At 70.2% G+C, this 11400-nt stretch carries 14 protein-coding genes; 1 reads left to right on the forward strand and 13 read right to left on the reverse strand.

The window, feature by feature from the left end; translation table 11 throughout:
* Positions 1–89 precede the first annotated feature (89 nt).
* From FPZ12_RS35345 to FPZ12_RS35370, 6 genes are read right to left on the reverse strand one after another with little or no spacing between them, the layout of a single operon-like run.
* Positions 90–821, reverse strand: coding sequence for an SDR family oxidoreductase (locus FPZ12_RS35345; RefSeq protein ID WP_144761155.1), 732 nt, complete (start codon positions 819–821; stop codon positions 90–92).
* Positions 818–1453: a nucleoside/nucleotide kinase family protein gene (locus FPZ12_RS35350; protein ID WP_144761159.1), complete on the reverse strand. Its 636-nt coding sequence runs from the start codon at positions 1451–1453 to the stop codon at positions 818–820. The genes FPZ12_RS35345 and FPZ12_RS35350 overlap by 4 nt, the downstream gene beginning before the upstream one ends.
* Positions 1450–2280 carry a PfkB family carbohydrate kinase gene (locus FPZ12_RS35355; protein WP_144761162.1) on the reverse strand — a complete coding sequence of 277 codons (831 nt, stop codon included), beginning with the start codon at positions 2278–2280 and terminating at the stop codon, positions 1450–1452. The genes FPZ12_RS35350 and FPZ12_RS35355 overlap by 4 nt, the downstream gene beginning before the upstream one ends.
* On the reverse strand, positions 2277–3083 hold the full coding sequence (locus tag FPZ12_RS35360; protein ID WP_144761166.1) for an ATP-binding cassette domain-containing protein: 807 nt from the start codon (positions 3081–3083) through the stop codon (positions 2277–2279). The genes FPZ12_RS35355 and FPZ12_RS35360 overlap by 4 nt, the downstream gene beginning before the upstream one ends.
* On the reverse strand, positions 3080–4063 hold the full coding sequence (locus tag FPZ12_RS35365; protein WP_144761169.1) for an ABC transporter permease: 984 nt from the start codon (positions 4061–4063) through the stop codon (positions 3080–3082). Before FPZ12_RS35365 ends, FPZ12_RS35360 begins: the two co-directional genes overlap by 4 nt.
* Entirely contained in the window at positions 4060–5064 is a 1005-nt protein-coding gene (locus tag FPZ12_RS35370; RefSeq protein ID WP_144761172.1) for a substrate-binding domain-containing protein, read from the reverse strand. Before FPZ12_RS35370 ends, FPZ12_RS35365 begins: the two co-directional genes overlap by 4 nt.
* 117 nt (positions 5065–5181) lie before the next feature.
* On the opposite strand from FPZ12_RS35370, the gene FPZ12_RS35375 reads away from it, so the two are divergent.
* Positions 5182–6201 (forward strand): LacI family DNA-binding transcriptional regulator, encoded by a 1020-nt coding sequence (locus FPZ12_RS35375; protein ID WP_144761175.1) that lies wholly within the window; start codon positions 5182–5184, stop codon positions 6199–6201.
* Here FPZ12_RS35375 and FPZ12_RS35380 read toward each other — a convergent pair.
* From FPZ12_RS35380 to FPZ12_RS35415, 7 genes are all read right to left on the reverse strand, one after another.
* Positions 6170–7156: a glycoside hydrolase family 76 protein gene (locus FPZ12_RS35380; protein ID WP_144761178.1), complete on the reverse strand. Its 987-nt coding sequence runs from the start codon at positions 7154–7156 to the stop codon at positions 6170–6172. The genes FPZ12_RS35375 and FPZ12_RS35380 overlap by 32 nt on opposite strands.
* Positions 7157–7160: 4 nt before the next feature.
* Positions 7161–7814, reverse strand: a complete 654-nt coding sequence (locus tag FPZ12_RS35385; RefSeq protein ID WP_144761183.1) for a TrmH family RNA methyltransferase — start codon at positions 7812–7814, stop codon at positions 7161–7163.
* A 14-nt stretch (positions 7815–7828) separates the two neighbouring features.
* Complete coding sequence (locus FPZ12_RS35390; RefSeq protein ID WP_144761186.1) at positions 7829–8221, reverse strand: DUF2784 domain-containing protein; 393 nt, start codon at positions 8219–8221, stop codon at positions 7829–7831.
* 118 nt (positions 8222–8339) lie between these two features.
* Positions 8340–8927 carry an orotate phosphoribosyltransferase gene (pyrE, locus tag FPZ12_RS35395; RefSeq protein WP_424923674.1) on the reverse strand — a complete coding sequence of 196 codons (588 nt, stop codon included), beginning with the start codon at positions 8925–8927 and terminating at the stop codon, positions 8340–8342.
* A 12-nt stretch (positions 8928–8939) separates the two neighbouring features.
* Positions 8940–9386 (reverse strand): anthrone oxygenase family protein, encoded by a 447-nt coding sequence (locus FPZ12_RS35400; protein WP_144761193.1) that lies wholly within the window; start codon positions 9384–9386, stop codon positions 8940–8942.
* 420 nt (positions 9387–9806) lie between these two features.
* Positions 9807–10571: an SDR family NAD(P)-dependent oxidoreductase gene (locus FPZ12_RS35410; RefSeq protein ID WP_144753754.1), complete on the reverse strand. Its 765-nt coding sequence runs from the start codon at positions 10569–10571 to the stop codon at positions 9807–9809.
* A 76-nt stretch (positions 10572–10647) separates the two neighbouring features.
* Positions 10648–11349, reverse strand: coding sequence for a type III secretion system chaperone family protein (locus tag FPZ12_RS35415; RefSeq protein WP_144753758.1), 702 nt, complete (start codon positions 11347–11349; stop codon positions 10648–10650).
* Between the last annotated feature and the right edge of the window lie 51 nt (positions 11350–11400).

Consider the following 11400-nt stretch of genomic DNA (forward strand, 5'->3'; position numbering starts at 1 on the left):
CCGCCGCCCAGCCCGCCGCCGCGGCCACGCCGCCAAGCCGACCGCGGTCAGCCCGACCGCCGCCAGACCGGTGACAACCGCCGAGTGGCTTAACGCCCACCGCCCACGGTGAGGACCGAGCCCGTCGCGTACGAGGCCGCCGGCGAGAGCAGCCACAGCACCGCTTCCGCGATCTCCACCGGAAAACCCGCCCTGCCGAGCGGAATCGCCGGGGCGAGGCGCGCCACCCTGTCCGGCATCCCGGCCGCTTCGTGCAGACCCGTTTCCACCAGCCCCGGCGCGACGGCGTTGACCCTGACACCCTCGCGCGCGACTTCCTGCGCCAGGCCGAAGGTCAGCGTCTCCACCGCCGCCTTCGACGCCGCATAGTGCACCCACTCCCCGGCCGAGCCGGTGCGGGCCGCCGTCGAGGACACGTTCACGATCGCGCCGCCGCCCCCGCCGTAGCGTGTGGACAACCGCCGGACCGCCTCGCGGCAGCACAGGAACACCCCGGCCACATTGACGTCCAGCACCCGGCGCACTGTCTCGACGTCCTGCTCGTCGAGCCTGCCCGGCGTGTTCCCGGTGATCGCGGCGTTGTTCACGACCCCCGTCACCGGGCCCAGTTCGGCCGCCGCGTCGAACAAGGCGACCACATCCCGCTCGTCCGCCACATCCCCGCGAACGGCCAGCGCCTGCCTGCCCGAAGCGCGCACCTCCGAAGCCACCTTCTCGGCAGCGCCGGCGTCGTGCGCGTAGTTGATCACCACGTCGTCGGTGGCCCGCAGGCAGATCGCGGTGCCGATACCCCGGCTCCCGCCGGTCACGATCAGGGTCACAACGCGAAGTTCACCAGTGGCATGTTCTCCAGCACCAAATCCGCGCGCCCGGCGGTCGGCTGGATCAGGTCGGCGTTGCGCTGGTCGGTGCCCAGCGCCCGCTGCCGCGCCTCCACCAGCGTCCGCCCGAAGCGCCGGTGCCGGGTGACCAGCCGCTCGATCCGGTCGTGCTCGTCCGGCGCGAGGAACCAGGCCTCGTCGAGCAGGCCGCGGATATCGTTCCAGGGCTCGCTCTCGAGCAGCAGGTAGTTGCCCTCGGTGATCACCAGCGGCACGTCCGGCGGCACCGGCACCGCACCGGCGATCGGCTCCTCGATCTCCCGCCGGAACTCCGGCGCGTACACCGTTTCCGTACCTTCCTTCAGCCGCCTCAACAGGTGCACGTACCCGTGCGCGTCGAAGGTGTCCGGGGCGCCCTTGCGTTCCGCCCTGCCGAGGCGCCGCAGCTCGATCTGCGCGAGGTGGAACCCGTCCATCCCGACCACGGTCGCCCGGTTGCCCAGCGCGTTCGCCAGTCCCCAGGCCAGCGTGGTCTTGCCCGACGCCGGCGCTCCGACGATGCCGAGCACCGTGCGGCCGCCGCGGGCCACCATCTCCTCGGCCCTGGCCAGCAGCTCGTCGAACGTCGTCATCGCACTCCCATCTCCCGCACCCAAGACCTGGGCCCGACCTGCCGCACCCGTCGTGCGGCCACTTCGTTGGCGAACCGGATCAGCTCCGGCAGCTCGAACCTTCCGACACCGTAAGCGAGCGCGCCGTGCCACACATCGCCCGCGCCGAGGGTGTCCCGCGCCTCGACCGGCGCCACCGGCACCGTTCCGGCCCCCTCGGCCGTCCACCAGCGCACCGGATCCGGGCCCGCCGTGACGATGACCGTGCCGACGCCGCGCTCCAGCAGATTCGGCCCTGGCGCGCGGAAATGCGCCGAGCAGGCGGCGATGTCCACCAGCGGCAGCAGTTCGTCCAGCACCGGCTTCCAGCTGCCCGCGTCCAGCACCACCGGCACGTCGTGTTCGCGGGCCCACCGGGCGGCGGCCAGCGCCAGCGCCGGGTGGTGCCCGTCGACGAGCACCGCGCTGATGTCCGCCTGCTCCAATGAGGACACCTCGATGTTCAGGTGTCCGGCGTTGCGCGACACGACGGTTCGTTCCCCGTCGCGATCCCGCACCGCGACGGCGCTCAGCGACGGCGGCTCGGGGTGGTCCGGCGCGAGGTCGACCAGATCCACCCCGCACGCCGCGAGATCCGCCCGCGCCAGTGCCGCCAGCGGATGCGAGCCGAGGACGGTGACCAGCCTGGCGTCGCCGCCGAGCGCGGCCACCGTCACGGCCGCGTTGGTCGCCGGACCGCCCGCGGCCACGTCGACCGAAAGGGACTGCACCTTCTCGCCGGGCGCGGGCAGCTCTTCGACCCGCTGCACCACGTCGATCGTGCACAACCCGGCGAGAAGGACGGTCACGCGCCCAGCCCCGTGTGGATCGCCGATTCGACTTCGCGGACTTCCCCGTGCTCGTCGACCTCGAGCGCCCCCGTGATCAGCCCGACGACCTGGTTCATCGTCGTGGTCTTCGGCGACACCACCGCGACCCGCCTGCCGAGGCGGTGCACGTGGATGCGATCCGCGATCTCGTACACGTGCGGCATGTTATGGCTGATCAGCACCACCGGCAGACCGCGATCGCGGATCCGGTCGATCAGCGCGAGCACCCGCGCGGACTCCGCGACGCCGAGCGCCGCGGTCGGTTCGTCCATGATCACCGCCTTGGTGCCGAACGCCGCCGCCCGCGCGACCGCGACACCCTGGCGCTGCCCGCCGGAGAGCGTCTCCACCGGCTGCGTGATCGACTTGATCTTGATGTCCAGCTCGTCGAGCACCCGCTGGGCCTCGCCGCGCATCTTCGCCGTGTCGAGCTTGCGGATCAGCCGCAGCGGCCCGGTGCGCCGGATTTCCCGCCCCAGGAACATGTTCGACGCGATGTCCTGCGCCGGCGAGAGCGCCAGATCCTGGTACACGGTCTCGATGCCGACGCGGCGCGCGTCCAGCGGCGTGCGGAAGTGCACGAGCTCGCCGTCCACCCTGATCTCCCCGGCGTCCGGCACCAGCGCGCCCGACAAAGCCTTGATCATGCTGGACTTCCCGGCGCCGTTGTCGCCGACCACGGCGAGCACTTCGCCGGGCTCGAGGTCGAAATCCGCGCCGTCGATCGCGGTCACGTGCCCGTAGCGCTTCACCAGGCCGCGGGCGGACAGGATCGTCGTCATCGTTGCCTCCTCGCGAGCCGGTCGACCGCCACCGCGGCGATCACCAGCGCACCCGTTGCCAGATCCTGGTACAGCGAATCGACGCCGAGCTGGGACAGCCCGGACTGCAGCACGGTCACGATCAGCGCGCCCACCATCGTGCCCAGCACCGAACCGCGCCCGCCGAACAGGCTGGTGCCGCCGAGCACCACTGCGGTGATCGACTGCAGGTTGCCGAGCTGGAACGCGTTCGGGTCGGCGTTGGGGATCCGGCCCAGCGCCTGCCACGCCGCGATCCCGAAGATCACCCCGGCCACGACGTACACCGACACCACCGTGCGGTTCACCTTGATCCCGGAAAGCCTTGCGGCTTCGGCGGAATCGCCCACCGCGTACACGTGCTTGCCCCAGGCCGTGCGGGTCAGCGCGTACCAGGTGACCAGGTACATCACCAGCGCCACGGTCATCCCGTAGGTGACCGGGATGCCGCCGAACAGGTAGCGCTGGGTGCCGAGCCAGGTCAGCACGCCGTGCCCGGACACCGGCACCGCCTGCCCGCTCGCGACGAGTTTGTCGGCCGCGGTCAGCATGGTGAAGAAGCCCAGCGTCACGATGAACGGCGGCAGCTTGATCTTCGTGACGAGCCCGCCGATCACCAGCCCGATGCCTGCCGCGACGCCGATTCCGAGCAGGAGCGCGAAAATCCCGGGCAGTCCGCCGGCGAACAGCTTCGCCATGATCAGCGTGGCCAGCACCATCGCCGACGCGTTGGACAGGTCGATCCCGGCGGTCAGGATGATCAGCGTCTGGCCGAGCGCCAGCGTGCCGACCACGAGCGCCTGGTCGACCATCAGCGACAGGTTGTCCAGTTCCAGGAACCTGCTGGCGGACAAGGAAAAGATGACGATCGCGACGACGAGGGCGAGTGCCGGGCCCGCCGCGGGCGCGCGCAGGAAGAACTCGCCGACGCTTTCGCGCTGCCTGGCGGAGATCGCGGTCATTTCGTCCCCCAGCAGTTCTGCAGGCCCCAGCCGGTGTCCTGGCTGGGCACGCCCGGCATCGGCTTGTCGGTGACGATCACGGATCCGGTGTCGACGAACCCGCTGGGCTTCTTGCCGGTCTTCGCATACGCGACGGCCGCGTCCACGCCCTGCTGCGCCATCTTGCGCGGGAACTGCATGACGGTGGCGGCGTACTCGCCGTCGCGCACGTTCTGCACTCCCTGGCAGCCGCCGTCGATCGAGCCCATCACGACCTGCAGGTTCCGCGCCTGCAACGCCGCGAAAGCGCCGCGCGCGGTCGGTTCGTTCATCGTGTACACGGCGTTGATGTCACTGCTGCGCTGCAACAGGTTCTCCATCTTCTGCTGCGCCGTGCTCTGGTCGCCGTTGGCCGGTTCCCTGCCGACGATCGCGGGATCGCCGTCCTTGAGCCCGATGCCCTCGAGGAAACCGTTGTGCCGGTAGGTGTCCACAGTGCTCCCCGCGGTGCCGTCGACCATGATCAGCTTGGGGGTGCTGCCGGCGAGCGCGGCCTTGACGTACTGGCCCTGCTCGCGTCCGGCGGCGACGTTGTCGGTGGCGAAGGTGGCGTCGACGGCGCTCGCCGGGTCGGTGGCCGTGTCCAGCGCGAGGACCATGATGCCCGCCTGCCGTGCCCTGGCGATCGCGTCCAGCACCCCGGTGGAGGAGTTGGGCGTGATCATGATCGTGGTCGCGCCCTGCTGCATGAGGTTCTCGATCGCGCGGACCTGGCCGTCGTTGTCGCCGTCGAACTGTCCTGCCAGCGCGACGAAATCGGCTCCCTGCGCCTTCGCCGCGGCATCGGCCGCGTTGCGCAGCTCCACGAAGTAGGGGTTGGTGTTGGTCTTGGTGACCAGGCCGATCTTCGCCCTGCCACCGCCCCCGGCACTGGTGCTGCCGCCCCAGTGCCGCTCGACCGTGCATCCGGTCAGCGCCACCGCGGCGACGACGGCCAGGCACAGGAGACTTCGCTGTCCCACGTGCTTCCTCCTCGTCGAGGCTGGACCCTTGGTGATTTCCGGACCGTAGAAGGACCTAACATGAATCGGCAAGCGTTTGCGCAAACGCTTGCCGGTTGAGTCCCGACGGGAGCGCAGATGCCGCAGCCAAGATCGACCCGGCCCACCCAGCGAGACATCGCTGAGCTGGCCGGGGTTTCCATCACCACGGTCTCGCACGTCGTGAACGGGACGCGTGCCGTGGCCCCGGAAACGAAGGCCGCGGTGCTCGACGCGATCGAGCAGACCGGCTACACGGGTGACGCTATCGCGCGTTCGCTCGTCACCGGCGGCACCCGGTCGATCGGGGTCGCCATCTCGTTGCTCGCGAACCCGTACTTCGCCGCGTTGATGCAGGCCATCGAGCGCGAAGCGGCTTCGGCGGGGTACACGGTACTGCTCGCCGACACGCACGACACGGTGCAGACGGAGCAGGACACCGTGCGCGCCTTGCGTTCCCGTCGCGTCGACGGCGTCCTGCTCACCCCGTCGCCCGGCGACGGCGCCGTGATCAGTGAGTTCGTGTCCCTCGGCGCGCCCGTCGTGTTGCTCGACAGGCTCACCACGCGCACGGATGTCGACCAGGTCGGCTCGGAGAACATCCAGTCCACTTCGGCCTTGACCGAGCATCTGGCGTCATTGGGGCATCGCCGGATCGGCCTGGTGAGCGGCACCGAGGGGATGAGCACGAGCGAGGAACGAACGCTCGGCTACCGGCTCGGGCTCGGTCGCGGTGGCCTGTCCTGGAACCCGGAACTGGTGGCGTGCGGGTATTCCTCGAAGGACGGTGGCGCGCAGGCGTTGCGGAAACTGCTGGAGCTGCCCGAGCGGCCGACCGCGCTGGTGGTGGCGAACGACAGCATGATGGTCGGTGTACTGCACGAGGCACGGCGAGCGGGTCTGCGCGTCGGCACGGATCTGGCCGTGGTCGGCTACGACGACGCGGAGTGGGCCGATCTCGTCGAGCCGCCGCTGACCACGATGGCGCAACCCATCGAGGAGATCGGGCGCCGCGCCGTCCGGTTGCTGCTGGCCAGGATCACGGACCCGAACCGCCAGCCGGAAACGCTGCGCCTGCCGCCGAAACTCATGCACCGCCAGTCGTGCGGCTGCGCGTGAGCGTGGCGGCGGACTCCAGCAGCAGCCACGCGCCGACCTGCACGGACAAATCCGTGGACGGCACCCAGCCGGACCATTCCGCGCTGAACAGCGGGCCGCCGGGCGCTTCGTGTGCGCCCTCCCAGCAGGCCCGCGCCGAAGTGAGCACGAGTCCCCGCGCGGTGTCGGCTTCCGGCGTCGGCAATCGCTCGGCCGCCAACGCCAGGTAGCGCGCGAGGATTCCGGCGAACAGCCCGCCGTCGCCGTCGCCCTGACCACGAAGCACACCGTCGGGCGCGCAGTGTTGGGCGACCGCGCGTACCGTCCTCGCTGCGGCGTCCACTTCGGACAGTTCGAGTGCGGCGCCGAGGAAAACCCCTTGGCAGTACGTGTAAATGTGCTTCACCAGTTCGCCTGAGTCGACCCGCAGGCCATCCCAGACCAGTCCCGTCCCGGGATCGACGAGCGTGGAATCCAGCCACGCGAACAGTTCCCGCGCCCGCTCGGTCTCGCCGGCGCGCGCGTGCAGGATCGCGGCGGGGCCGTTGGACGGGGTGTTCTTGAAGCGATCGTTGTGGCGCCACCAGATTCCGCCGCCTCCCTCGGGCGTCCACGCCGAACGAAGCTCCGCCAGCAGCATCTCGACGTCGCGGCCCGCGCGCTGCATCGCGAGGCCGAGCCACGCCATGTCGTCGTAGTAGTTGTTGGTCCACTTCCCGAAGTTGCGCAACCGCACCGAGGAGATGAACCGGTCGATCGTCGCGCCGCGATCCGCCGACGGCGCGCGCAGCTGCGCGTCGATCAGGCAGTCCAGCAGATGCGCCTGCCACCAGTAGTTCCAGTGCCAGTGCACGCGTTGATCCGGCGAAGGCGGCCAGCCGCTGCGGCCGAGGACCGTGCCGGGCAGCCCCCACACGCGGCGCAGATGCCGGGTGGTGATGGCGGTTTCCGCCGCGGCGGCCCAGTCGCCGTACATGTGCTCACCAGCTTTGGGAAAGGTCGGCGTGCTCCCGGATCCAGGCGTGCATGACGATCCCGGCTGCCACCCCGGCGTTGATCGAGCGCGTGGTCCCGAACTGCGCTATCGACACTACTTGGGAGGCCGTCGCCTGTGCCTCCGGCGAAAGCCCAGGCCCTTCCTGGCCGAACAACAGCACGCATTCGCGGGGCAGGGAAACCGTTTCCACCGGCTGGGCGCCCGGGGTGTTGTCCACGGCCACCACCGTCAGCCCCCGTGCGGCCGCGTACTCCGCCAGCGAGGCGACGTCGGCGTGGTGCTCGAGGTGCTGGTACCGGTCGGTGACCATCGCGCCGCGGCGGTTCCACCGGCGGCGCCCGACGATGTGCACGGCGGCCGCGGCGAAGGCGTTCGCGGTGCGCACCACGGTGCCGATGTTGTGGTCGTGCTGGAAGTTCTCGATCGCGACGTGGAAGGGGTGCCGGCGCGCGTCGACGTCGGCGACTATCGCCTCACGGCGCCAGTAGCGGTAGGCGTCGACCACGTTGCGGCGGTCGCCCTCGGTCAGCAGCTCCGGGTCGTACTGCTCGCCTTCGGGCCAAGGCCCCTGCCACGGGCCGACGCCGACCTCTTCGCGTGCGGTCCATTCGGTGGGTCCGGCCTCGTCCAAGCTCACCGGAGGATTTTCGCTCAGGCCTGCCGGGCCTGGTGCGTCGGTGCGCCGGTGCCGCGGTTGTGCCAGCGGTGGTAGGCGCCGACGTAGGAGTAGACGACGATCGCCAGCGCGGTCACGGCGACCACCGGCAGCAGCGAGCGCGGGAAGATCGTGCCGTAGATGTAGTAGGCGTTGAACCCGCCGGGCAGCGGGCCGAGGCCCTGCAGACTCCGGAAGTAGTCCTCCAGCGCCGTCAGCGGGCAGGGGATGGGGAAGACGTTGACCGCCACGCCCCAGGCCGCGAAGAAGATGTGCACGAAGATGCTCTTCGGCCAGCGCCACGCCAGAAAGCCGCCAAGGCCGATGTAGAGCAACGCCACGATGTGGAGCGCGACGGTCGCATCGGCAAGAACTCTCGCGGTCGACACCCCAGACCGCCCCCTTTCACAGTCCCCTTACATTCCACGCTACTCCGGGTTTGCTGAGAAACACCGACAAAGAGCTGGTAGGGACGCACAAGGGGGTGGTTTTGATCACCCCGGCAGGTCAGTCGAGCCCGAGATCATCCAGATTGAGCAGATAGCGATATTCGAGGCCTTCTTTCTCGATGGCCTCGCGGGCACCGGTGTCCCTGTCGACCACCGTGGCGACCCCGGCGACGGTGGCTCCGGCCTCCTGCAGCGCCTCGACGGCGGTGAGCACGCTGCCTCCGGTGGTGGAGGTGTCCTCGACCGCGAGCACGCGCTGCCCGGCGACTTCCAGTCCTTCGATCCGGCGCTGCATGCCGTGCTGCTTGGCGGTTTTCCGCACCACGAACGCGTCGAGCACCATGCCGTCGCTCGCGGCGGAATGCAGCATCGCGGTGGCCACCGGGTCCGCGCCGAGGGTGAGCCCGCCGACCGCGACGTAGTTCCAGTCCGCGGTGAGCTGGCGCAGCAGTTTGCCGATGAGCGGGGCGGCCGCGTGGTGCAGGGTGGCCCGGCGGAGATCGATGTAGTAGTCGGCTTCCTTGCCGGACGAGAGGGTCACTTTGCCGTGTACCACCGACAGTTCGGTGACGAGCCTGGCCAGTTCGAGTTTCGCCGCTATGTCCAACACCGGTTTCTGCACGGCTCGCAGTCTTGCACACGGCATCGGCGAAACGCCTCAGCCCAGGCCGACGACCAGCAGCGCGAACGCCGCGACGATCACGCCGACGCGCACGAAGTGGAATCGGTCCCAGCGGTTGAGCTGCTGCCGCCAATCCGCGGGGACGCTGTCGCGGGTCCATCGCGCGACGCGTGAGTTGATCGGCACCAGCAGGGCGATCGACATCAGCACGCTCGCGACGAGCAGCCCGGTTGCCGTGACGACCCATGCCGCGCCCGCCTCGCCCCAGGCGAGAACCGCCCACACCGCGCAGAGCACGACCGAGCCGATGTACCAGAACGGCATCACCTTGCCGAGGACGCGGGCGCCGTCGCCGCGGGCCGCGAGGCCACCGTCGTCCGGCAGCCGGTCCAGGATTGGGTTGACGAAGAACGCGACCGCGAACTCCACGCCCACCATCACGCCGACGATCACGACCGTGCCGACGCTCAGTGCGTTGTGCATGCCCACTCCCGGGATCTAGCGCCACTAGGTTGTGTTGCAATGCTAGACCCGCCGGTGTTTGAATGTCTAGCGACGCTAGCGGAGGTGGCGGGAGGTGATGTCGGGAGGGGTGAGGAGTGTGGGGCCCGGCGCAAGGTGGCCGGTTGAGGGAGTGTGGCGAGGGTCGGGGTTGGCCGGGTTAAGGGGTGGCCAGGCCAGGAGCGTGGCGAGGACCGGCGTTTGTCGGGCGAGGGGTGGCCGGGGCAGAGAGTGTGGCGAGGACCGGCGTGGCTGGGTCGAGGGCGGTGGCCGGGGGCAGGGAGTGTGGCGACGACCGGCGTTGGCGTTGGCCGGATCGAGGGGGTGGCCGGGTCAAGTCCTTCGGAACGGAGCGGCTCCGAGGCGCGCCAGCAGTGCATTCCGACGAGGGAGGACCTGGCTTTAGGTGCGGTCCCGCCCCGCGAACAGGCCGCTGAGGCGCCTGATCACGCCGCGCGGCAGCAGTCCGCCGACCGCGACGACGACCTTGTACTGCAGGCTCGGCACGGAGATGATCTTGCCGCGCCGCAGGTCGGCCAGTCCGTCGGCGACCACCCTGTCGGCGTCAAGCCAGAACGACTTCGGGCCCACTTTCTCCAACCCGGCCCGATCATGGAACTCGGTGTGCGTGAAGCCGGGGCACAGCGCCATCATCCGCACCCCGCGCGGCAGCGCGGCCCCGATGCCCTCGGTGAACGTGGTGACCCAGTTCTTGCTCGCGGTGTACGTCGAGCCGCGCCCGGCGAAGAACCCGGCCACGCTCGACACGTTGATCACGTCGCCGTGCCCGCGCTCGATCATGCCCGGCACCGCGGCCCTCGTCAGCCGCAGCACGGCGGTGACGTTGACGTCGAGTTGGCGCTGCAGCTCTTCCGGCGGCGCCGTCCAGAATTCACCGGCCAGGCCGAGGCCCGCGTTGTTGACGAGCATGTCCACGGGCTCGCGAGTAAGCGCTTCCTCGACGACCCGGCGGCCTGCTTCGGTGGCGAGATCCGCTGGCAGGACGCTGGTCTTGACGCCGTGTCGCTCGGACAGCTCGGTGGCCGTCTGCTTCAGCCGGCTTTCGTCGCGCGCGACGAGCACGAGGTCGTACCCCTCGCGTGCGAGCCGACGCGCGAAGGCGGCCCCGAGGCCCGCTGTCGCGCCCGTGACGAGTGCGGCGCTCATGCGGGACACCCGCACCCGGTCGGTCCTCCACGCAGTCGCTCCTGCGTCGCACCGGCTGCGTGCGGTGCCTCGGTCCTCAAGCCTGCCCCTGCTGGGTACCGGTGGTGGGCTGCTGGCCCTGCCAATGCCTGCCGCCGGCTTCCTCGTCGAACGGGTCCACGATGTCGGCGATCTCGCCGAGGTCGCGCAACAGCCGCTCGAGCCGCGACGGCCCGGCCTGCGGTGCGGAACTGGCGAGCACCCACTCGTTCTCCAGCCAGCACACCCCGACGTCACCGCCGAGCGCGTCGGCCGCGTCCACCAGCTCCTGGGTGATCACTCGGCGCGCGGCCTCGGGGTCGTCGGCGAAGGCGTAACGCTGGCCGACCGGGCCGAGCAGTTCGGGCATGTCGGCCCGCTGGAACGGCACGCTCGCGAGCCACAGCTCCACGAGCACCGGGTGCACCCGGTTGCAGCGCACCGCGACCACCACGGCCGGGATCTGCCCGTCGGCCTCGATGTCGAAGACGAACACCGGGCGCCTGCCGTCGGAGGTGAAGGTGGACCCGGCCACGACGTTCACCGCCGCGTCCGCGCCGAAGTACCCGATCGCGCCGCCCGACCACTGCTTGGCGAGCCGCTCGTCCTCCTCGACGAACTGCCATCCGCGCAGGTCGGCCCAGCGCATCCGCTCCCGGTTGCGGGAGCCTTCTCTGGTCCGGTCGGCGGCCAGCAGCACGAGCCCCGCGATCAGGGCGACGGCGGCGATCACGAACCAGACCCACGCTGGAATACCCACGCGCCCAGGGTATCGCCACGGTGCGTAGAACCAAGATCAGTGGGCCGTGTC

The sequence above is a fragment of the Amycolatopsis acidicola genome, from assembly GCF_007713735.2.
In the GTDB taxonomy this organism is placed as follows: Bacteria; Actinomycetota; Actinomycetes; order Mycobacteriales; family Pseudonocardiaceae; genus Amycolatopsis_E; species Amycolatopsis_E acidicola.

What these genes read in the sequence shown, in the direction of transcription:
- FPZ12_RS35365 (WP_144761169.1), bottom strand. Translation starts at nt 4,063, where the DNA reads ATGACCGCGATCTCCGCCAGGCAGCGCGAAAGCGTCGGCGAGTTCTTC.
- pyrE (WP_424923674.1), bottom strand. Translation starts at nt 8,927, where the DNA reads ATGCCGTGTGCAAGACTGCGAGCCGTGCAGAAACCGGTGTTGGACATA.
- FPZ12_RS35400 (WP_144761193.1), bottom strand. Translation starts at nt 9,386, where the DNA reads ATGCACAACGCACTGAGCGTCGGCACGGTCGTGATCGTCGGCGTGATG.
- FPZ12_RS35410 (WP_144753754.1), bottom strand. Translation starts at nt 10,571, where the DNA reads ATGAGCGCCGCACTCGTCACGGGCGCGACAGCGGGCCTCGGGGCCGCC.
- FPZ12_RS35360 (WP_144761166.1), bottom strand. Translation starts at nt 3,083, where the DNA reads ATGACGACGATCCTGTCCGCCCGCGGCCTGGTGAAGCGCTACGGGCAC.
- FPZ12_RS35380 (WP_144761178.1), bottom strand. Translation starts at nt 7,156, where the DNA reads ATGTACGGCGACTGGGCCGCCGCGGCGGAAACCGCCATCACCACCCGG.
- FPZ12_RS35350 (WP_144761159.1), bottom strand. Translation starts at nt 1,453, where the DNA reads ATGACGACGTTCGACGAGCTGCTGGCCAGGGCCGAGGAGATGGTGGCC.
- FPZ12_RS35375 (WP_144761175.1), top strand. Translation starts at nt 5,182, where the DNA reads ATGCCGCAGCCAAGATCGACCCGGCCCACCCAGCGAGACATCGCTGAG.